Genomic DNA, 19,025 nt, shown 5'->3' with positions numbered 1-19,025 from the left:
CGGAACGGAAGCGGCACCGGGCAGGATGACGGGCGGAAAGCGAGAGGGAGGACATCCATGAAGACTGCGGTACGAGCCGGGCTGGCCGCGCTGCTGGCCGGCGCGACGGTCCTGGTGGCTCCGGCACAGGCGGCCACGGTCGTCCAGCGGACGGCCGTCTGCCAGGACGGCGACTTCCGGGGCAGTTTCACCCTCCGGTACGAGGCTTCCGGCACCTCCTACCACCTGATCGGCGGGATCACGACGTCCGGGCCGTACATCGGCGACTCGGCGGGCACCATCGCGCTGCGGATCTCCTACCGCAGCGGGACGACGGTGCACACGGTCTACACCCGTTCGGTGTCGACGACGACCGGGAGCACCACCTTCGCGATGCCCTCGGGCACCGACGTGCCGATCCGGTCCTTCGGCACCGCGGCGACGACCTTCGACAACGGCGTGAATTCCTGCGTCGCGACGGTGCAGCTCCCGTAACGCGGCCCGCGATGTCTTGAACGACTCGTTCCTGTCGTCGGACGACAGGAACGAGTCGTTCAAGACGTCCGCGCGACGGCTCAGCCCGGCGGGTCGAGGGCCGCGCGCAGGATGGCCCGCGCCGAGCCGGCCAGTACCTCGGCCGCCCGGTCGCGGTCGAGGCCGCCGATGTCGGTGAGCCACACCAGGGACTCGATGCCGGTCGCCGACCGGATCGCGACGGCGAGACCGTGGACGTCGAGCTCCGGACGCGTGTCCGCGAGCGGGGCCAGCGCCTCCTCGATCCAGCGGATCGCCCGGCCGCGCCGCAGCACCGGCCGCGCCGCGCCGGGCTCCAGCGACAGCCGCAGCTGGGCGCGCAGCTGCGGCTCCCAGCGCAGCGTGAACGCGATGAACGCCCGCATGACCAGGTCCAGGCGGGCGGCGGGATCGGCGGGCGCGTCCGGGGGCAGCAGGCCCGCGTCGTCCTGGATCTCCGGGTACGCGGCGAGCAGCAGCGCGCGCTGGTTGGGGAAGTAGCGGTAGGCGGTGGTGCGGGAGATCCCGGCCGCCTCGGCGGCGTCTTCGACCGTCGGCGACCCGCCTCGCGCGAGCAGTTCGTGGGCGGCCGCCACCAGTGCGGCCCGCGTCCGCCCCTTCTGGCGACGCCGGCCCGTGGACTCATACGGGACTTCCATGCCATCATGGTACTCAAGTCCCACGAAGGAGGCGGCCATGACCGGTGACCCGGCCGACACGAACCCGGAGCTGTACCGGGTCGTCTTCGAAAACGAGCGGGTGCGGGTCCTGGAGTACCGGGACACGCCCGGCGACCGCACCGCGCCGCACCGGCACCCCGACACGGTGATGGTCACGCTCAGCGCGTTCAGCCGCCGCATCCGGTCCGGGGGCCGCGAGGTCGGCGTCGAAATGCCCGCCGGCGCCGTGCGCTGGGTCGCGGCCCAGGAGCATTCGGGCGAGAACGTCGGCGGCACGCCGACGCACGCGATGTTCGTCGAGCTGAAGGAGCCCCGGCCCGGCGGGGCCGCCGGCGGGACCGCCCTGGGTCCCGCCGGGCCGTGACCCTCAGCAGCTCGAGTGCTGGATGGTCTTGAAAATGTTGACAGCACTGAAGAGCGCCGCGTCGTAGGTGAAGTGCTTGCTCCACGGGTAACGCGGCGGCGGGTTGCCGTCGTCCATCCGCGGGCTGTCGAACGTGCCCGCGTGGAACAGCTGCGTCCCGGCCGTGGTCTTGAAGTCGAAGCTGGAGTGCCAGACGTCGCCCGAGTGCGTCTGGTAGGTCAGCGTCGTCGCGCTCCAGTCGCCCGTGCCGTCCGACCGGATCACGATGGTTCCGTTGTCCTGCTGGCAGTCGCCGACGTGCAACTGGCCCCAGGTCGCGCTCTTCACCTCGAGCGTGGTGGCCTGGGCCGCCGGGGCACCCGCCAGCAGCGCCGTGCCCGCCGCCGCGGCGGCGAGAACCGGTGCGAGACCCCGAATCATGCGTTTCATGGACTTCCTCCCGAAGAACCGGTGGCCGCGGACCCCTCGGTCCGCGCCAGCCGACCTTCGCAGCGGCCGTCGACAGTCCGTCGACAGTTCATCGACGGAGAATTACCCTGCTGTGGGACGTATCCCGCGCGGCGCGGGCCGCTCTTGTACGCCGGAGCGCGCGGGATACCCGCGCGCGGAGGGGCGGGCATGGGCGGGGTGGACCTCGGGGTGCTGGGACCGTTCGAAGTGCGGCTCGACGGCGAGCCGCGGGACGTCGGGGGGCCGCGCCTGCGGACCCTGCTGGCGGTGCTGGTGGCGGAGGCGGGTCACGTCGTCAGCGTGCCCGCGCTCGGCCGGGCGCTCTGGGGCGAGCGGCCGCCGGCGCACGCCGACCGGACCGTGCGGACATACCTCTCGCGGCTGCGCGGCACGGTGGACCACGGGCTGATCCTGACCCGGTCGCCGGGGTACGTCCTGCACGTGACGCCGCAGGCGCTCGACGCCACGCGGTTCGAGCAGCTCGCCGCCGAGGGGCGCCGGGCCCTCGCCGCCGGGGAGCCCGCGGCGGCGCGCGAGCACCTCGCCACGGCGTTGGGCCTGTGGCGCGGGCGCGCCTACGAGGAGTTCGGCGACGTCGAAATCCTGCGGGCCGAGGGGATGCGGCTCGACCGGCTGCGTCACAGCGCCGTCCAGGACCGGATCGACGCCGACCTCGCGACCGGCGAAGATGCCGGGCTGGTCGCGGAGCTGGAGGCGCTGACGGCGGCGTTCCCCGGGCACGAGCGGCTGTGGGCGCAGCTGATGACGGCGTTGTACCGGGCCGGGCGCCAGGGCGACGCGCTCGAAGCCTTCCGCCGGGCCCGGCACGGGCTGATCACCGCGTCCGGGGTCGAACCGTCACCGCTGCTGACCCAGGTGCACCGGCAGGTCCTCGCCCACGACGCGGGGCTGCTCGCGACCCACGCCAGGACGGTCGTCACCATCCCCGACGACGCGCTCGCCGCCGGCGAGCACGCGCTGCTGGAAGACGGCGACCTCCGGACGAGCCGGGAGCACTTCGAAACCGCCTACCTCCGGGCCGAACGGGCCGGGGACACCGACGCGCTCGCCCGCGCGGTCCTCGGCCTGGGCGGGGTGTGGGTGCACGAGCACCGGACAGCCGCCGCGTCGGCGTCGCTTCTGACGCGCCTGCGGTGCGCGCAGCAGGCGGTGGATCCCGCGTCCGTGCTCGGTCTCCGGCTCCAGTCCCGGCTCGCGGCCGAACTGGACTACGAAGAGGGCACGCACGACCGGATCCTGGCGATGACCGGGCGGACGCGGGCGGCGGGCGACCCGGTCGCGCACGCCGAAGCGCTGAGCCTGGCCCACCACTGCCTGCTCGGCCCGGACCACACGCAGGCGCGGCGCGCGCTCGCGACGGAGCTGGTCGGGGTGAGCGGCCGTTCGGGACGGCGGACCGACCTCGTCATGGGCGTGCTGTGGGACACCGTCGATCTCTTCCTGGCCGGGGATCCGCACGCCGAACGGCGGCTCGGCGAGCTCCAGGACCTGCTGTCCGAGCGGAAGCACCTGGCGGCCGGGTTCGTGGCCGACGCGCTCGGGGTCATGCTGGCCATCCGCGCGGGCCGGTTCGCCGAAGCCGAAACCGGGGCGCAGGCGTGCGCCGAACTCGGGCAGGCGGCCGGCGACTTCGACGCGCTCGGCTGGTACGGCGCGCAGCTCGTGGCGATCCGGTGGTTCCAGGGACGGCTGGGAGAACTGGTTCCGGTGCTGGACGGGCTGATGCACTCCCCCACGCTGAGCCCGATCGACAACTCGTACTACGCGGCACTGGCCGTGGCGGCCGCGTCGTCCGGGGACCGCCGCACGGCCGCGGGCGCGCTGGCGAGACTGTGCGGCGACGACCTGGGGACGCTGCCCCGGTCGAGCACGTGGCTGATTTCGCTGTGCGGCGCCGCGGAAACGGCGTACCTGCTGGACGACCGGGCCACGGCGGCGCGGATCCACGAGCTGCTGGGCCCGTTCGCGCAGCTGCCCGCGATGGCGAGCCTGGGCATCGCCTGCTTCGGTTCGGTCCACTACCCGCTGGGCACGACGGCCCTGACGGCCGGCGACCCGGACCGGGCCGTGGCGCACCTGCGGGCCGCCGTCCGGCACAACCTCGCCCTCGGCCACTGGCCGGCGGTGGTGTTCTCCCGCCGCCGCCACGCCGAGGCGCTGCACCGCCGTGGCGGCCCCGGCGACAGCGCGGCCGCGGACCGCGAACTGGCCGCGGCCGACGAGGAGGCCCGTAGCTACACCGCGCCATCGATCACCGGGCGATGAGGTGCGGCTCCCCGCCGCCGCGGCGCCCCGGTGACAACGCGGCCACCGACGAAACCCGCAGCGACACCGCGCCGTCGGTCACCGGGCGATGAGGTGCTCCTGCCCGGTTTCGCGGTCTTCCAGCCGGAACAGCGGGCCCACCGCGGCGAGGTCCAGCGCGCGCCGCACGACGCGGGACGGCTTCAGCACCAGCTCGATGCCGGCGTCCGCGCACCGGGCGCGCAGCCGGCCCAGGGACGCCACGCCCGTCACCCCGCAGAAGCCGACGCCCAGCAGGTCGACGACGAGCCGCTCCGGCGCGGCCGCCACCGCCCGGTCGAGCTCCTCGTCGAGGCGGGGGCGCGTGGCCATGTCGATCTCGCCCGCGACGGTGACCCGAAGCGTTCCCGGCCGGGCCTGGACGGTCGACGCCGTGAGCAGCAGGGCGGACAGGTCGAGGGCGCTCATCGAAGTGCTCCTTCCACGCGGGGACAGCTGCAGGTGATCAACTCCTACCCCGCCGTGCCGGGCTCGAAACGCCGCGCTCTTCCCTTCCGCCGTCCCGGGCTGAAAAGCTCGAGGGTCGAGGAGAGGAGCGACGATGCCCGGACTTCTGCTGTGCGACGGCCGGCCCTGGACCGTCGGCGGCCCGGCCGACCTGCTCATCCGCGACGGCGTCATCGCGAAGCTCGGCCCCGGTCTCGATCCCGGCGACGCCGAGGTGATCGATCTCGGCGGCCGGCTCGTCCTGCCGGGCCTGGTCGAAGCCCATTGCCACCTCGACAAGACGCTCTACGGCCTGCCGTGGCGGCCGCACTCGGCCGGGCCCGCGCTGGCCGACCGGATCGCCGACGAACGCCGGCACCGCGCCGAGCTGGGCCTGCCCGACCCGGCCGCCGTGACGGCGTTGCTCGAAATCATGGCCGCCGCGGGGACCACTCACGTCCGGACCCACACCGACGTCTACGCGGGGATCGGGCTCACCGGTGTCGAGGTGGTGCGTGACGTCGCCGCGCGGCTGGCCGGGCGGATCACCGTCGAGCAGGTCGCCTTCCCGCAGAGCGGCATCCTCGCCAACCCCGGCACGGCCGCCCTGCTGGAAGAGGCCATCGGGCTCGGGGTGAGCGCGGTCGGCGGGATCGACCCGGCCGGGATGGACCGTGATCCGGTCCGCCACCTCGACGTCGTCTTCGGCCTCGCCGAGCGCCACGGCGTCCGGATCGACCTGCACCTGCACGACCCGGGCTCGCTCGGCGTGTTCGAGCTGGAGCTGATCATCGAGCGGACCCGGGCGGCCGGCCTGGCCGGGCGGGTGACGGTCAGCCACGCCTACGCACTCGCCCAGGCGGACGCCGCGACGCAGGATCGGCTCGCGGCGGGCCTGGCGGACGCGGGCATCACGATCACGACCGCCGCGATCTTCGACTTCCCCGTCCCGCCGGTGAAGAAGCTGCGCGCCGCCGGGGCGAACGTCGCCTGTGGCCACGACGACATCCGCGACCTGTGGAGCCCCTACGGCAGCGGCGACCTCCTGGAGCGGGCCATGCACCTGGCCTACCGCAGCACCTTCCGCCGCGACGAGGACATCGAGGTCGCGCTGGAAGCGGTCACCTTCGGCGGGGCACGGGCCCTCGGCCTCGACGGCTACGGCCTGACCGAGGGCGCGCCCGCCGATCTCGTGGTGGTCGACGCGGAAACCGCGGCCCACGCGGTCGTGACGCGGCCTCCGCGCGACCTCGTCCTCAAGGCCGGTCACGTCGTGGCCCGGAGTGGCTCGCTCCGGACCCGCAGCGTATAGGCCGTTATACAACGCTAGTAGACGTACGGCCAGCCGGCGCTGTCGTAGCCGATGAGGTTGATGCCGAGCTTGCCCGTCAGCGGCGTCGCGTCCGAGTAGTAGTAGTGGTAGATCAGCACGTCGGCGTCGGTGTCGTGCAGCACGGCCACGTGGCCGGGGCCGTGGACCGCGCCGTGGCTCGCCAGGATCTGCGTGCCGCCGCCGGCGGTCATCCGGACGCCGTTGCGATCGGTGTACGGGCCGGTGATCGACGTCGAGCGGCCGACCATCACGCGGTAGGTGCTCTTCGTGCCTTGGCAGCACAGGTCCCACGAGACGAACAGGTAGTAGTAGCCGCCGTGCTGGATGATGTACGGCGCTTCTTCCGCCGTGGTGCTGCCGGTGCGCTGCGCGATGCTCCGCAGCGCGGTGTCGGTCGTGCTGCGCTTGCCGGTCGCCGGGTCGAGCCGGATCATCTTGATGCCGGTCCACCACGAGCCGAAGCTGAGCCACCAGCGGCCCGAGGAGTCGACGAACAGGTTCGGGTCGATCGCGTTGTAGTCGTTGCTCGTGCTGGTCCGCACGACGATGCCCTGGTTCGTCCAGCTGCCCGGCAGGCCGGTCGTGCTCGTGGCGAGGAAGATCGCCGAGTTGCGGGAACCGAGCGACGAAGCCGCGTAGTACAGGTAGTACTTGCCGTTGTGGAACGAGATGTCCGGCGCCCACAGGTACTCCGGCTTGGCCGGGTCGGTGAAGGGCGCGGTCCACGGCGCGCCGTTCGGCCAGACCGAGCCGATCTTCGTGAAGTGGATCCGGTCGGTCGAGCGGCGGATCTGCAGGTACTGGTCGGTGGAGTAGAGCAGGTAGCTGCCGTCCGCCGCGCGGATCATCGACGGGTCGTGCACCGCCTCGATGTCCCCGGTGACGTAACCGGGATCGGGGTAGGTCGCCGCCTGCGCGGCGGGGGCGCTCAGCAGAGCGGCGGCGACGGCGACGAGGGCCGGGAGGCGGCGCAGGCGCATGCGGTGTCCTAGAGGTCGACGTTGACTGTTAACGCTAACAATTGACGTTGAATGGTGGGCGTTCAGCGGGCCGCCGTCAAGGGCCGGACGGAGGGTTCCCGGCCGGCCCCGACGTCCGTCAGTGCACGGGGTTCCACCCGTCGCCGCCGGCGAGATAGCGCTGCGCGGTGTAGTTCGCGGCCTGCGCGGCGGGCAGTTGCGGCCGGTCGGTGCCGGTCCCCGCACCCGGGCCCGTGTTGCGGTACTCGAAGAACCGGGCGTCCTTCCACGAGAAGCCCGACATGTCGGTCCACGGCGCTTGCTTGATCGCCGCGGGCAGCGAGGTCTCGCGGATCACGACCTGCGCGATGGCGTCGACGTCTCCGCCGGGGTGCCACGGCCGGCCCAGGTAGAAGCTCGCGCCGGCCGCCGAGCTGAGCACCCGGCTGCCGACGATCAGGAAGCCGTACGGGTTCGACCGCCGCGTGCTGGCCGCGGTCAGGAAACCGTTGTTGCTGCTGGAACCGCGGTCGAGCGCGGTGATCGCCGCCCGGTCGAACACCGCGGTGGCGCGGCCGAAGATGAAGTCGACGTCCCCGCTGATCGAGCAGTTGCGGTAGTACTGGCGCCCGACCGTGCCCACCGCCGCGGTGTCGGCGTAGAGCGTGTCCTGGTGCCCGAGGAAGGTGACGTTGTCGAAGACCATCCTGTCGCCGGTGGTCTTGACCGCGACCGCCTGGGTGTCCTTGATCTCCGGGTGGGCGTTGCGGTCGAAGGAGTTGCGGAAGGTCAGCGCCGACGCGGTGAACCCGCTGGCCGCGATCGTCGCGGTCGCGCTGCCCGACGTGCCGTACGTCGAGCCGTCGGGTTTCTTGGTCCCGCTGGCGTTGTCGTAGTCGATGACGACGTCGGCGGCCTTCCCGGTGGTGCCGCGCATGGTGATCCCGGTCTTGCCCGACGGCACCGAGACGACCTCGTGGTACGTCCCGGGTTTGATCGAGATCGTGCCGCCCGCCGAAACCGCGTTGATCCCGGCCTGCACGGTCGTGTAGTTGCCGGAGCCGTCCTTCGCCACGACGACGTTCGCCGCCGCCGCGCCTGCCGGCGGAGCGGCCAGCGACGCGCCCGCGAGCACCGACGCGACGAGCAGGGTCTTGAACATGACGCCTCCACGGGGGAACGCGCCGGGGGTACCGGACGGCGGCCGCCACCCCCGGCGCGGGTCGGTTACTTGTAGGTGATGTTGGCCGCGGTGTAGAGGCAGTTCGTCGAATCCGGGCCGCTGCCGGTCTTCGTCGGCTCGCCGCTGGTCACGCCCTTGTACTTCTGGCAGGGCTCGATCTTGCGGCTGGAGTCGCCGACGATGGTGATCCTCGTCAGCTTCGCGGTGTCGCCGTAGTTGGTGTTGATGCCGACCAGCGCCTTGCCGGGCACGGTGGCGGTGACGTTGTCGACGACGACGTTGCGCTTGTACTGCGTCTTGCAGTTGCCGCAGGAGCGGTACAGCTTGCCGAAGTCGTTGACCTGGAAGTTGCGGATGTACATGGTGCCCGGCCCGTTGTGCTGGAACACCTTGTCCGACGCCTTGCGCGCGCCGCCGCCGTCGATGGTCATCGTCTGCGAGTCGGAGGTGCCCTTGAAGGTCGCGGCGTCCTCGCCGACGTCCTCCCACCAGACGTTCAGCAGCGTGCAGGTGCCGAGGCAGTGCACGCCGTCGGCGGCCGGGTTGCCCAGGACGACGTTCTTGAGCGTGGTGCCTCCTGCCAGCTCGAAGATCGGGCTCTGGTTCTCGTCCTGGCCGCCGGTGCCGAGGTCGCCGGTGCCGTAGAACCGCTTGAGGCCGCCGTCGTAGGTGCCGCTGGTGACCTTGATCGTCTTCGGCACCGGCACGCTGGTACCCGGGTTCGGCCAGGAGGCGGCCGACGCGGTCGCGCCGGTGCCGACCGCCGCCGAAACCACGAGCGCGGCGACGGCGGCCATCCGGAGGACACGGGATATCGCTGGGGAAATCATTCGTCACTCCCTGGTCTTGAGCTTCAATCGGCGCTGAGGGAAACGTCCGACCGGGTTGTGAAAGCGCTTTCTCGTCACCGAGTTTCGGGTTGGGGCCTCCGGTGTGTCAATGTCGTTCGCCGCAGCGGAACGCATGTCGCCCGGATGGTCGCCGACGGCGGCGGTTTTCAGAAAACGCCGAAACTGTCGAAGGTTTCAGCGACCGGGGCCGGCGGCGGCGAGCACCAGCGCCGGGACCGCCCACGCGGGATCGAGGCGTTCGACGAACCCGGGTGTCCAGCCGACGTCCGCGCCGAGATCCGGGTCGTTGGCCGCGTTGTATTCGGCCAGCAGGTCGACCGGACGCGGCCACTGGCCGCCCTGGGCCACCAGCGTCCCGGTCGCGTGCAGCACCGTGCCCTTCCAGTAGTGGACCAGCTGCCCCAGCGGCAGCCCGGCCGGGAGCCGGAAGAAGTTGTTCTCCGCGTAGATCTTCGACTGCACGCCCACGCCCAGCGAATACGTGTAGTCGGCGGGATCCGTTACGACGTACAGGTTGTCGTAGACGTGCACCTGGCCGTACCGCACCCGCGGCGCGCGCTGCCCGATGTCGGAGAACAGGTTGTGGTGCAAGGTGACGCGCAGCTTGCCGACGTCGTAGGTGGGCTTGTCGGTGTTGCCGATCAGCATGGTCTTGTCGTGCTCGCGCAGCCGGTTGTAGGACACCGTGACCAGGTCCGAGCCGTTGACGATGTCGAGCAGCCCGTCGTGGACCTCGTACTTGCGGCCGTAGTACGTCGGCTGCTGGTCGTTCCCGCCGTCGCTGAACTCGTCGTGGTCCACCCAGACGTGGGTGGCGCCGACGAGGTCGAGGTTGTCGTACTCGGAGTTCCAGTTGCCGTCGGCGGTATCCAGGGGGTCCCACTGGGGGAAGCAGTCGTGGGCGTCGGAAAAGCGGAGGTTCCGCAGGATCACGTTGTCGCCGGTGACACGCAGGGTCAGCCCGTGCAGCGTGGCGGGGCCGAGCCCGACGATCGTCGTGTTCGGGCCGACGTCGAGCACGACCTGCCGGGCCTGGTTCGCCTGTGACCGCGCGCGGGCTTCCTCCAGCGGGCCCGAGGGCGGCACTCTCCCCCAGGTCGCGGGATCGTACGCGGCCAGGTACGCCGGAAGGCTGTAGGCCGGGTCGGCGAAACTTTCACAGCCGACCGGCCGGTCCGCGGCGTCGACGTTGCCTTCGACCGTGCCGCGGACGTAGACGATCTTCGGCGCGCCGGGGTTCGCCGCCAGGGCGGCGGCCAGTTCCGACCGTTTGGTCACCGTGCGCACGTCGCCGGGGGCGGCGGCCGAGCCGCCGGTGGTCCCGGTGGTCGCCGCGGCCCAGCCGTCGTGCGCGCCGAGCACGACCCGCCCGGGGTCGTGGCCGTGGGCCTCGGCGGGTGCTGCGGTGAGCGTCAGTCCGAGCAGGGTGAGGCACCCCGCCAAAGCCTTCCAGCGCATGTCGGCTCCTCTAGTCGGTTTCCTGTCTCTCGAGCACTCGCGCCGCGTACCGGCCGAGCCGGGCGGCGTCCGGGGCGCCGTCGATGACGACGACGTGGTGGGTGAGCGTCAGCTCCTCGTCCGGTTCGAGCAGCCACGGCCGGTGGTAGGTCGCGGCGAAGCTGACGACCGGGAACGGCTCGGCCCGGACGTACCAGGCCGTCGGGAAGGCCGCGTTCGCCGGGCTGTCGGCGAACAGCAGCGTCGAGGTCCGCAGGCTTTCGTCGTGCCGTCCGGTGAAGGCGAGCCACGGCGCGCGGTGCCCCATCGCGTCGGCCGCGGTCCGGTCGTCCGGGGTGCGGACCGTGCCGCCGACGAACGAGCGCGGCCCGCGCCAGAACAGCCCGCCGTAGCCCGCGGTGTCACGGCCTTCGGTGACAGGGCTCCCCCAGCGCAGCCGGCGGCCGCTGGTGTTGCGCAGGCGGCTGGACCAGGTCAGCGTCCAGCGGCCGTCGGCGGCCGAGACGTCGCCGAAGCGCAGCGTGCGGTGCTCGGTGAGCCAGCGCTGCCCGGCCGCGGTGCGCCAGGCCAGCTCGTGCCGCAGCTCGCAGTGGCCCGCCGTGCGGACGACGCCCTCCCAGCGGACGTGGCCGATCGTGCCGTTGTTGTCGAGCGGGGTGTAGCCGCGGCCGCGCACGTAGGTGCGGCCGCCCCAGAAGTTCTCGGGTGCGGCGGAGTTCTCGCCGGACAGGTGGGCCATGGTGAACTGCAGGCCGTTGTGCCAGGTGTGGTCGTAGGGCCGGACCGCCGTCACGGTCTCCCCCGCGGTGGTGCGCAGCGGGTGCAGGTACGGCTTCGGCGAATCCCCGGCCGGCGTGGGCGGCTCGACGACGTACTCGGCCAGGACGACGTCGCCGAAGCGGACCCGCACGCGGCCGTCGTCGGCCTCGGCCAGCTCCAGCGTGCCGTCCCCGACCGCGGCCCGGCTCACGCCGGTTCCCCGATCTCCCCCAGCAGTTCTCCGACGGACACCGACCGGCCGGTTTCCAGGGACCGGTTGGCGGCCAGCCCGGTGAGCAGGGCCTGCAGGCCGGCCTCGTGGTCGGCCGCGCAGCCGACGGGGTCCGGTTCGGCGTCGCCGAGCAGCTCCGCGAGCATCCGTTCGTCGCCGCCGCCGTGCCCTTCCCCGAGGGTCTGGTCGAGCACGACTTCGGCGGGCTCCCAGAGCCGCTGCAGGGTCAGCCGGGCCCGGCCAGGCTCGGGCACCGGCTCGGCGCCGGACGCGTACTCGTTCTCCCGGACGTCCAGCTCCAGCCGTCCTTCGCTGCCGGAGAACGCGACGCGGTAGCCCTCCCGCGGCGAATACGCGTGCAGGTGGTAGTTCAGCACCGCCCCGCCGCGGTGGCGCACGAGCACCGACAGGTCGTCTTCGATGGTGACGCCGGGCGCGAACACGTCCTGGTTCCGGACGTAACCGTCTTCCCGTTCGGCGTCGCGGTAGAGCGCGCGCAGCCTGGGTGAGGCTTCGAGGTCCAGCGCGAACCGGTCGCCGGCCGTGCGGTGGCCGTTCTTGTCGCCGTAGAAGAACAGCCGGCCCAGCGCGAAGACAGTCTCGGGTCCGCTGCCGAGCCACCAGTTGACCAGGTCGAAGTGGTGCCCGGACTTGTGCACGAGCAGGCCGCCGGAGTTCGCCTTGTCCCGGTGCCAGCGGCGGAAGTAGTCGGCGCCGTGCGCGGTGTCGAGCAGCCAGCTGAACTCGACCGAGCCGATCTCCCCGATCGCGCCGGCGGCGAGGAGCTCGCGCACCCGGCGGTGCACCGGGTTGTACCGGTAGTTGAAGGCGACCCGCACCGATCCCCCGGTCGCGCGCCGGGCGGCGAGGATGCGCCGCGCGCCGTCGACGTCGGTCGTCATCGGCTTTTCGGTGACGACGTCGCAGCCCGCCTCCAGCGCGGCGACGACGTAGTCGGCGTGCGTGTGGTCCGGCGTGCACACCACGACGACGTCGATGCGCTCCTTCGCCAGCATGGCGGCGAAGTCCTCCGGCCGGTAGCCGGGGATCCGCGTGCCGAGCCAGTCGTTGTGGACCCGCATGCGGGTCTCGTTGTGGTCGCAGAAGGCCGCGAGCTCGGCCCGCGGCGACGCGGCCAGGGCCCGGGCGAACAGCTGGGCGCGGGAGCCCAGGCCGACGATCGCGTGGCGACGCACCGCCATCACCTCTCTCTTTTCAGGCGCGCGTACCGGCGCCGGTCCAGGGCAGGGCGAGTTCGGAGAAGAGCGCGAGCCGGTCGGCCGCGGTGCCGACGTCGCGGTCGACGCCCGGCACGACGAAGTGCCGGTCGGGCCCGGTGTCCACGGCCCGGACCCATTCGGCGGGCAGGGGCAGTGGTTCGGGCGCGTCGCGGACCGCTTCCACCAGCGCGGTGAAGGCCCGGGTCGCGGCCAGCGGGGCCAGCAGCGGCTCGCCGTCGCGCACGTGCGCGACGAGGTTGGCCAGCAAATCCCGCGGTGGTTCGATCGTGAGTTGCCTGTCTTGGATGGTGACCACGTCGGTCTTGTAGTGCCAGCGGATCCGGCCTTCGGTGCCGTGGACCAGCACGTATGGCTCGTGGTCGGCCTCGGCGGCCAGTGTCGCGGCGACGACGACGTCCGGGGCACCGGCGAAGCTCAGCCGCGCGCAGGCGGTGTCGTCCGACTCGATGTCCCGGGCCCGGTAGAGCTCGACGGCGGTCCGCTCGGGCAGGACTTCGGCGGTGCCGTTGACCAGCAGGGCGGTCGCCACGGCGTGGGCGAACGGGTTGGTCAGCGCCCCGTCGACGACCGGCTGCCCGCCGACGCGGCGACGGCCCGCCCAGCCGGTCCGCGCGAAGTACCGGTCCCGCCGGATCCACGCACCGGCGGCGGCGACGCCGGTGACCGTGCCGATCTCGCCGTTGCCGATCGCCGCCCGCACCACGGGGACGGCGGCCGAGCCGAAGCTCTGGAAGCCGGTCTGGCAGGCGCGGCCGCGGGCCAGGCCGGTGAGTTCGGCGAAGGCCGCGAGGTCGAGGACCGGCGGTTTCTCGACGAGCAGGTGACAGCCGGCGGTCAGGGCGAGTTTCGCCAGGGGCAGGTGGGTGTGCGGCGGGGTCGCCACCACGGCGATGTCCGGGGTCGTGCGGGCCAGCAGTTCGGCCGCGTCCCGGGTGATCACGGCTCTTTCCGGCAGCAGGGCGCGGGCTTCTTCGGAGGGTTCGCGGATGTCGCACGCCCCGGCGAGGAGGATCTCGCCGCGGTCGTGCAGCGCGCGGGCGCGGCGCAGGTGCTGGGCGGCGTAGCCGGCCATGCCGAAGACGACCACCTCCGGCGTCATCGGCGGCCGCCGGTCGCGACCGCGGCCAGGGCGAGGGGGCCGGCCACCACGAGTGCCAGGATCGGCAGCATCCAGACGAGCAGGACGGCGATTCCGGCGGCGACGGCCAGGAGCAGGGCGTTTTTGGGGTCGGCGGCGGTCTCCCGTGCCGCGGTCACGAACGCCTGGCGCCAGACCGGGTTGCCGGTGGCGACAAGCTCGCAAGTCCGCACCGCCACCACCACACCCGCCACGGCCAGCACCCACAACGCCGGCCGCAGCACGCTGGAACCCGGCATCGAAGCCACCACCTCCAGGTCCACCGCGAAGAGCACCACCGCCGCGAGGCACCCCAGCCCGAAGAGCACCCCACCCCGCGCGACCTCGCGGAAGTCCGCCCAGAACGTCGTCCACAGTGGACCGCCGACGTCCCGCCGGGTGCGGTCGAGGACCCGGCAGCCCGCCACGAACGCCGGCGCCGCCGTCACCACCGGCACCGACGCCAGCGCGACCAGCAATCCCGCCAGCAGGCAGTCCGAGAAGTCACCGAGCCCGGTTCGCCACTGGGTCCGCATCGCTTCACCCCTTCAGGCCGCTGGTGCTGACGCCTTCGACCAGCAGGCGCTGGAAGGCGAGGAAGAACAGCACGATCGGGACCAGCGCGAGCGCCGACATCGCGAACATCGCGCCGAAGTTCGACTCGCTGCTGGTGTCCACGAACAGCCGCAGGCCGAGCGGCACCGTGAACTTCTCCGTGTCGTTCAGGTACACCATCTGCGTGAAGAAGTCGTTCCACGTCCAGATGAACGTGAAGATCGACGTCGTCACCAGCGCCGGTTTCGACAGCGGCAGCACCACGTGCCAGAACGTGCGGTACACCGAACAGCCGTCGATGATCGCCGCTTCGTCGAGCTCGCGCGGGATTCCTCGCATGAACTGGACGATGAGGAACACGAAGAACGCCTCCGTCGCGAGCAGCTTCGGCAGGATCAGGGGGACGAACGTGTTGACCAGCCCGGCCTGCTGGAAGATCACGTACTGCGGGATGAGCGTGACGTGGTAGGGCAGCATCAACGTCGTGATCATGAACGCGAACAGCGCGCCGCGGAACCGGAACTTCAGCCGGGCGAAGGCGAACGCGGCCAGCGAGCACGACAGCACGTTCGCCGCCACCGACAGGCCGGCCACCAGGAACGAGTTGAGGAAGAACCGACCGAACCCGACGTCCGCCGCTCCCTCCCAGCCCTTCGTGTAGCCGTCGAAAACGAACCGCGTCGGCAGCAGCGACAGCCGCGAGAGGATCTCGTCCGGCGGCTTGACCGACGCGAACGCCAGCCACACCAATGGATACAGCACCACGGCGACGATGACGAGACACAGCACGTGCCAGCCGAACGAGCGGGCCGTGCGGGGCAATACGGTCATTTGGTATCCCCTGTGCTTTCTACGTCGTCGTAGAACACCCACAGCTTCGCCGTCCGGAACACGATCGCCGTGACGATCGCGATCACCGCCAGCAGCACCCACGCCATCGCGGACGCGTAGCCCATCTTGAAGTCCTGGAAGCCGACCTCGAACAGGTAGAGCGTGTAGAACAGGTCCGCGTCGGCCGGGCCGCCGCGGCCGCCACCGATGACGAACGCCGGGGTGAACGCCTGGAACGCGTGGATCGCCTCCATCACCAGGTTGAAGAAGATCACCGGAGACAGCATCGGCAGCGTGATGTGGCGGAACCGGCGGAACGCGCCCGCGCCGTCGATCGCGGCCGCCTCGTGCAGCTCCGCCGGGATCTGCTTGAGCCCGGCCAGGAAGATCACCATCGGCGCGCCGAACTGCCACACCCCGAGCAGCACGATCGAGGCGAGGCTGAACTGCGGGTCGTCGACCCAGCTCGGCGTGTGCCAGCCGAAGAACGCCAGCACCTCGTTCACCGGGCCGCCGCCCATGAACAGCGCCCGCCACACCAGCGCCGCCGCGACGCTCGCGCCGAGCAGCGACGGCGCGTAGAACGCCGCCCGGTAGAAGCCGTTGGCGCCACGGCGGGTGTTGAGCAGCATCGCCACCAGCAGCGACACCGCGAGCTTCAGCGGCACCGAGACCAGGACGTAGATCAGCGTGACCTTCACCGACTGCAGGTAGCGGTCGTCCGCGGTGAACATGTGCGCGAAGTTGCCGAAGCCGACCCACTTCGGCGAGGTGAACATGTCGTAGTCGGTGAACGACAGGTACAGCGAGACGACCATCGGCCCGACGGTCAGCGCCACCGCGCCGAGCAGCCACGGGGTGAGGAACGCGAAGGCCTCCGGCTGGCTCTTGCGGCGGCGCCCGGCGGGCCGGTCGGGCCGCCGGACGCGCGCGGCGACCGGCGGGTCCGGGGTGCGCAGGGTCGTCATCGGCTACGAAAGTCCCTTCTGGGCTTCGGACATGAACCGGTTCACCGCGTCGTCGATGCTCATCCGGCCGAACGCGACCTCTTCGTACGTGCGCTGGAGGAGCTTCTGGATCGCGCCGGCGCCCTTCGGCGGCACCGGCGGCGCGGCCCCGAGCTTCGGCTCGAGAGCGGCTTCGTAGTCGTAAAGGATCTTGTCGTTGCCCTTCGCGCTTGCCGCCAGCTGCGCGCGGACCTTGAGGTTGGGCGCGAGCCCGCGGTCGGTGCCGACGATCTTGCCGACCTCCGGGTCGTTGATCAGGAAGTCGACGAGCTTCGCGGCCGCCTCCTGCTGCTGGCTGCGCGCCGAGACCGAGAGGAACATCGCCGGCCGCCGGTACTGCCCGGTCTCGCCGTTGGCCCCCGAGGGGTACGGCGCCACGTTCAGCGGCTTGCCGTTCGCCTTCTGGTACGCTGGCAGCAGGTTGTCGTAGGCGAACTCCGAGCTGGTCAGCTTCTTGCCGAGCGGGGACTGCTCGGGCGAGGTGTTGTAGGACGCCGTGACGTCCGCGGGCGAGGCACCCTTGTCGTCGCGGAACTTGCTCGCCAGCTGCCAGTAGCCGCGCAGGTCGTCGGCGGTGAACCCGAGCTTGCCCTCGGCGGTGTAGAACTGCTTGCCCTGCTGGCGCAGCCAGATCTCCAGGGTCGTGTCGAGGATGCCGAAGTCGGTCGCCCCGCGCGTGGAGAACCCGTTGGCGGCGCTGACCTTCCGGGTCGCCTCGGCGAACTGGTCCCAGGTCAGGCCCTTCGCCGGGTCCGCCCCGGCCGCGGTGAACGCGGCGGGGTCGTAGATCATCGCCGGCGTGTTCTGCGCCCACGGCACGGCGTACCGCTTGCCCTGGTACACGCCGGTGGCCGCGAGCTCGGGGTTGACGTCGGCCAGCGAGATCGTCTTGCCCGCGCCGGAGTTCAGGTCGGCCAGGACGTTGCGGCCGCCGTACTCGGCCAGGTAGCGGCTGTCGACGTTGAGCACGTCCGGCGGCTTCCCGCCGGCCGTCTGCGTCGCCAGCTTCTCCCAGTAGGCCGCATACGCCGAGAACGACGTCTGCACCTTGATCTTCGGGTTCTTCTGCTGGAAGAGCTCGACGGCCTTCTTCGTCAGGCTCGCCCGCCCTTCACTGCCCCACCAGACGAAATTGATGGTCACGTCGCCGCCGCCGGCGGAGTCCGAGCCGCAGGCGGCCACCCCCGTCAGCAGCAACGGGACCACCACGGCCAGCGCGGCGACACCCCGCCTGGTCCTACGCACAGTTGTCCGCCCCATCGAACTCTCCGTCCTCAGCCGGTCAGCACTTTTCTGAAAACGCTGTCAGCGCGCTCACGGTAGGCAGTGCGTCACACCGGTGTCAACGGGCAAACGGGCGCAATAACCCTTGTGCAGCAACGGTTCCGACATTCGGCGGGCACGTTGAGAAAGCGCTTACAGCAACCGGGACGAGATCCGGGCCGTCAGCGCGGGGAGCACCGGTGCGAGCTATCCGGTGCGTTCGGCGGTGCCGTGCCGCGGCGACGCGCTCGCCCACGGGACGCCGAGTTCGGAGAACAACGCCAGCCGATCGGCGGCGACGGCGACCTCTTCGCCGATCCCCCGCACCACCGGGTGCCGGCTCGCCCCTTCGCCGACCGAGCGGATCCAGCCCGCCGGGATCCGCGACGGCGACGGCGCGTCGCGCACCGCCTCGACCACCGACGCGAACGCCCGGGTGTCGTCCAGGGGGGCGAGCAGCGGCACCCCGGCCGGGTCGAGGTGGTGGGCGATCAGGTTGCGCAGCAGGTCGGCCGGTTCGCCGAGGTGGACCCGCTCGTCGTCGATCTCGAGGCGGTGGCTCTTGTACCAGAACTTCGCCCGTCCCTCGGCGCCGTGCACCACGACGTAGGGCTCGTGGTCCTGCTCGGCGCACAAGGACGCGGCGACGACGATCTCCGGCCCGTCGCCGAACCGGATGCGCAGGCACGCCGTGTCGTCGGCCTCGATGTCGCGCGTGCCGTAGAGCTCGAGCGCGATCTCGGCCGGGTCGCGTCCGGCGACCCCGCCGACGAGCAGGGCGGTGGCCACGGCGTGGGAGAACGGGTTGGTCAGGGCGCCGTCGACGACCGCCTCGCCGTCGAGCCACCGGCGGCCCGCCCAGGGGTTGCGGCGGTAGTAGGCGTCGGTGCGGATCCAGGCGCCGGCGGCACCGACGCCGGCGATCTCGCCGAGTCTTCCCTCGGCGATGGCCGCGCGCAGGACGGGCAGTGCCGGGGAGCCGAAGCTCTGGAACCCGGTCTGGCAGGCCGATCCGGTCTCCGCGGCGAGCCGGGACAGCGTGGTGAAGCCGTCGAGGTCGAGGACCGGCGGAGTCTCCAGCAGCAGGTCGCTGCCGGCGCGCAGCACCGCGCCGCCGACCTGGACGTGGGCGTGCGGCGGCGTCGCGACCACCGTGATGTCGGGGCGGCACCGGCGAAGCAGGTCGTCGACGCCGACGTGCGCCGTGCCGCCTTCCGGCAGCAGGGCGATCGCGGCGGCGGAGGGCGGCCGGATGTCGGCCATGCCCACGAAGGAAACCAGGCCCTCGTCGTGCAGGATGCGGGCGCGGTGCAGGTAGCTGAAGGCGTACCCGGACGTGCCGACGACGGCCAGCCTCGGCGGCTCCGCGACGGTGCGGCTCCTGCTCCCCGACATGGATCTCCGATCGGCGGCCGCCGGGGCCGCGCGCAACTGACGAATGGGTCAGGAGTTCGGGAGAAACTTCCGGCCGTCACGGTAGGGCGTGCGCGACAAAGGTG

The 19,025-nt window shown here is 71.8% G+C and carries 19 protein-coding genes; 4 read left to right on the top strand and 15 right to left on the bottom strand.

What is annotated here, in order from left to right; translation table 11 throughout:
• The first annotated feature begins 57 nt into the window (after window positions 1–57).
• Window positions 58–474 (top strand): hypothetical protein, encoded by a 417-nt coding sequence (locus AB0G28_RS08115; protein WP_361084540.1) that lies wholly within the window; start codon window positions 58–60, stop codon window positions 472–474.
• Window positions 475–554: 80 nt separating this feature from the next.
• On the opposite strand, the gene AB0G28_RS08110 is transcribed toward AB0G28_RS08115, so the two are convergent.
• Complete coding sequence (locus AB0G28_RS08110) at window positions 555–1,151, bottom strand: TetR/AcrR family transcriptional regulator (protein ID WP_361084537.1); 597 nt, start codon at window positions 1,149–1,151, stop codon at window positions 555–557.
• A gap of 37 nt (window positions 1,152–1,188) precedes the next feature.
• On the opposite strand from AB0G28_RS08110, the gene AB0G28_RS08105 reads away from it, so the two are divergent.
• The gene (locus tag AB0G28_RS08105; RefSeq protein WP_361084534.1) at window positions 1,189–1,536 is read left to right on the top strand and encodes a cytoplasmic protein; all 348 of its coding nucleotides are present in this window, start codon (window positions 1,189–1,191) and stop codon (window positions 1,534–1,536) included.
• A gap of 3 nt (window positions 1,537–1,539) precedes the next feature.
• Here AB0G28_RS08105 and AB0G28_RS08100 read toward each other — a convergent pair whose 3' ends face one another.
• Window positions 1,540–1,965: a DUF6294 family protein gene (locus AB0G28_RS08100; RefSeq protein ID WP_361084531.1), complete on the bottom strand. Its 426-nt coding sequence runs from the start codon at window positions 1,963–1,965 to the stop codon at window positions 1,540–1,542.
• 189 nt (window positions 1,966–2,154) lie between these two features.
• Between AB0G28_RS08100 and AB0G28_RS08095 the strand changes: the two genes are divergently transcribed.
• Complete coding sequence (locus AB0G28_RS08095; RefSeq protein ID WP_361084528.1) at window positions 2,155–4,272, top strand: AfsR/SARP family transcriptional regulator; 2,118 nt, start codon at window positions 2,155–2,157, stop codon at window positions 4,270–4,272.
• 78 nt (window positions 4,273–4,350) lie between these two features.
• Here the strand turns inward: AB0G28_RS08095 and AB0G28_RS08090 are convergent, their stop codons facing one another.
• Window positions 4,351–4,719 (bottom strand): STAS domain-containing protein, encoded by a 369-nt coding sequence (locus AB0G28_RS08090; protein WP_361084525.1) that lies wholly within the window; start codon window positions 4,717–4,719, stop codon window positions 4,351–4,353.
• 133 nt (window positions 4,720–4,852) lie between these two features.
• On the opposite strand from AB0G28_RS08090, the gene AB0G28_RS08085 reads away from it, so the two are divergent.
• Window positions 4,853–6,049 carry an amidohydrolase gene (locus AB0G28_RS08085; protein ID WP_361084522.1) on the top strand — a complete coding sequence of 399 codons (1,197 nt, stop codon included), beginning with the start codon at window positions 4,853–4,855 and terminating at the stop codon, window positions 6,047–6,049.
• A 14-nt stretch (window positions 6,050–6,063) separates the two neighbouring features.
• On the opposite strand, the gene AB0G28_RS08080 is transcribed toward AB0G28_RS08085, so the two are convergent.
• The 12 genes from AB0G28_RS08080 to AB0G28_RS08025 form a co-directional block, all read right to left on the bottom strand.
• Window positions 6,064–7,050, bottom strand: coding sequence for an arabinan endo-1,5-alpha-L-arabinosidase (locus tag AB0G28_RS08080; protein ID WP_361084520.1), 987 nt, complete (start codon window positions 7,048–7,050; stop codon window positions 6,064–6,066).
• Window positions 7,051–7,168: 118 nt separating this feature from the next.
• Complete coding sequence (locus tag AB0G28_RS08075; RefSeq protein WP_361084517.1) at window positions 7,169–8,191, bottom strand: pectinesterase family protein; 1,023 nt, start codon at window positions 8,189–8,191, stop codon at window positions 7,169–7,171.
• A gap of 65 nt (window positions 8,192–8,256) precedes the next feature.
• On the bottom strand, window positions 8,257–9,042 hold the full coding sequence (locus AB0G28_RS08070) for a pectate lyase (protein WP_361084514.1): 786 nt from the start codon (window positions 9,040–9,042) through the stop codon (window positions 8,257–8,259).
• 195 nt (window positions 9,043–9,237) lie between these two features.
• Complete coding sequence (locus tag AB0G28_RS08065; RefSeq protein WP_361084512.1) at window positions 9,238–10,521, bottom strand: pectate lyase; 1,284 nt, start codon at window positions 10,519–10,521, stop codon at window positions 9,238–9,240.
• A gap of 10 nt (window positions 10,522–10,531) precedes the next feature.
• Complete coding sequence (locus tag AB0G28_RS08060; protein WP_361084510.1) at window positions 10,532–11,491, bottom strand: PmoA family protein; 960 nt, start codon at window positions 11,489–11,491, stop codon at window positions 10,532–10,534.
• The gene (locus AB0G28_RS08055; RefSeq protein ID WP_361084507.1) at window positions 11,488–12,714 is read right to left on the bottom strand and encodes a Gfo/Idh/MocA family oxidoreductase; all 1,227 of its coding nucleotides are present in this window, start codon (window positions 12,712–12,714) and stop codon (window positions 11,488–11,490) included. Before AB0G28_RS08055 ends, AB0G28_RS08060 begins: the two co-directional genes overlap by 4 nt.
• 13 nt (window positions 12,715–12,727) lie before the next feature.
• On the bottom strand, window positions 12,728–13,852 hold the full coding sequence (locus AB0G28_RS08050; protein WP_361084504.1) for a Gfo/Idh/MocA family oxidoreductase: 1,125 nt from the start codon (window positions 13,850–13,852) through the stop codon (window positions 12,728–12,730).
• The gene (locus AB0G28_RS08045) at window positions 13,849–14,406 is read right to left on the bottom strand and encodes a DUF624 domain-containing protein (RefSeq protein ID WP_361084501.1); all 558 of its coding nucleotides are present in this window, start codon (window positions 14,404–14,406) and stop codon (window positions 13,849–13,851) included. Before AB0G28_RS08045 ends, AB0G28_RS08050 begins: the two co-directional genes overlap by 4 nt.
• A 4-nt stretch (window positions 14,407–14,410) precedes the next feature.
• Window positions 14,411–15,256, bottom strand: coding sequence for a carbohydrate ABC transporter permease (locus tag AB0G28_RS08040; RefSeq protein WP_361084498.1), 846 nt, complete (start codon window positions 15,254–15,256; stop codon window positions 14,411–14,413).
• A complete protein-coding gene (locus AB0G28_RS08035) occupies window positions 15,253–16,224 on the bottom strand; it encodes a sugar ABC transporter permease (RefSeq protein WP_361084495.1) in 972 nt (323 codons plus the stop codon). Before AB0G28_RS08035 ends, AB0G28_RS08040 begins: the two co-directional genes overlap by 4 nt.
• Before the next feature lie 3 nt (window positions 16,225–16,227).
• Entirely contained in the window at window positions 16,228–17,508 is a 1,281-nt protein-coding gene (locus AB0G28_RS08030; protein ID WP_361084492.1) for an extracellular solute-binding protein, read from the bottom strand.
• 225 nt (window positions 17,509–17,733) lie between these two features.
• Window positions 17,734–18,921 carry a Gfo/Idh/MocA family oxidoreductase gene (locus AB0G28_RS08025; protein ID WP_361084489.1) on the bottom strand — a complete coding sequence of 396 codons (1,188 nt, stop codon included), beginning with the start codon at window positions 18,919–18,921 and terminating at the stop codon, window positions 17,734–17,736.
• Window positions 18,922–19,025: the final 104 nt, after the last annotated feature.

The sequence above is a fragment of the Amycolatopsis sp. NPDC021455 genome, assembly GCF_040640995.1.
Classification (GTDB): domain Bacteria; phylum Actinomycetota; class Actinomycetes; order Mycobacteriales; family Pseudonocardiaceae; genus Amycolatopsis.
The sequence above is the reverse complement of the archived record's forward strand: the minus strand, read 5'-3'. Positions and strand labels throughout refer to the sequence as shown.

Coding starts and splice junctions, on each gene's coding strand:
- AB0G28_RS08115 (WP_361084540.1), top strand. CDS start 58: ATGAAGACTGCGGTACGAGCCGGGCTGGCCGCGCTGCTGGCCGGCGCG.
- AB0G28_RS08110 (WP_361084537.1), bottom strand. CDS start 1,151: ATGGAAGTCCCGTATGAGTCCACGGGCCGGCGTCGCCAGAAGGGGCGG.
- AB0G28_RS08105 (WP_361084534.1), top strand. CDS start 1,189: ATGACCGGTGACCCGGCCGACACGAACCCGGAGCTGTACCGGGTCGTC.
- AB0G28_RS08100 (WP_361084531.1), bottom strand. CDS start 1,965: ATGAAACGCATGATTCGGGGTCTCGCACCGGTTCTCGCCGCCGCGGCG.
- AB0G28_RS08095 (WP_361084528.1), top strand. CDS start 2,155: ATGGGCGGGGTGGACCTCGGGGTGCTGGGACCGTTCGAAGTGCGGCTC.
- AB0G28_RS08090 (WP_361084525.1), bottom strand. CDS start 4,719: ATGAGCGCCCTCGACCTGTCCGCCCTGCTGCTCACGGCGTCGACCGTC.
- AB0G28_RS08085 (WP_361084522.1), top strand. CDS start 4,853: ATGCCCGGACTTCTGCTGTGCGACGGCCGGCCCTGGACCGTCGGCGGC.
- AB0G28_RS08080 (WP_361084520.1), bottom strand. CDS start 7,050: ATGCGCCTGCGCCGCCTCCCGGCCCTCGTCGCCGTCGCCGCCGCTCTG.
- AB0G28_RS08075 (WP_361084517.1), bottom strand. CDS start 8,191: ATGTTCAAGACCCTGCTCGTCGCGTCGGTGCTCGCGGGCGCGTCGCTG.
- AB0G28_RS08070 (WP_361084514.1), bottom strand. CDS start 9,042: ATGATTTCCCCAGCGATATCCCGTGTCCTCCGGATGGCCGCCGTCGCC.
- AB0G28_RS08065 (WP_361084512.1), bottom strand. CDS start 10,521: ATGCGCTGGAAGGCTTTGGCGGGGTGCCTCACCCTGCTCGGACTGACG.
- AB0G28_RS08055 (WP_361084507.1), bottom strand. CDS start 12,714: ATGGCGGTGCGTCGCCACGCGATCGTCGGCCTGGGCTCCCGCGCCCAG.
- AB0G28_RS08050 (WP_361084504.1), bottom strand. CDS start 13,852: ATGACGCCGGAGGTGGTCGTCTTCGGCATGGCCGGCTACGCCGCCCAG.
- AB0G28_RS08045 (WP_361084501.1), bottom strand. CDS start 14,406: ATGCGGACCCAGTGGCGAACCGGGCTCGGTGACTTCTCGGACTGCCTG.
- AB0G28_RS08040 (WP_361084498.1), bottom strand. CDS start 15,256: ATGACCGTATTGCCCCGCACGGCCCGCTCGTTCGGCTGGCACGTGCTG.
- AB0G28_RS08035 (WP_361084495.1), bottom strand. CDS start 16,224: ATGACGACCCTGCGCACCCCGGACCCGCCGGTCGCCGCGCGCGTCCGG.
- AB0G28_RS08025 (WP_361084489.1), bottom strand. CDS start 18,921: ATGTCGGGGAGCAGGAGCCGCACCGTCGCGGAGCCGCCGAGGCTGGCC.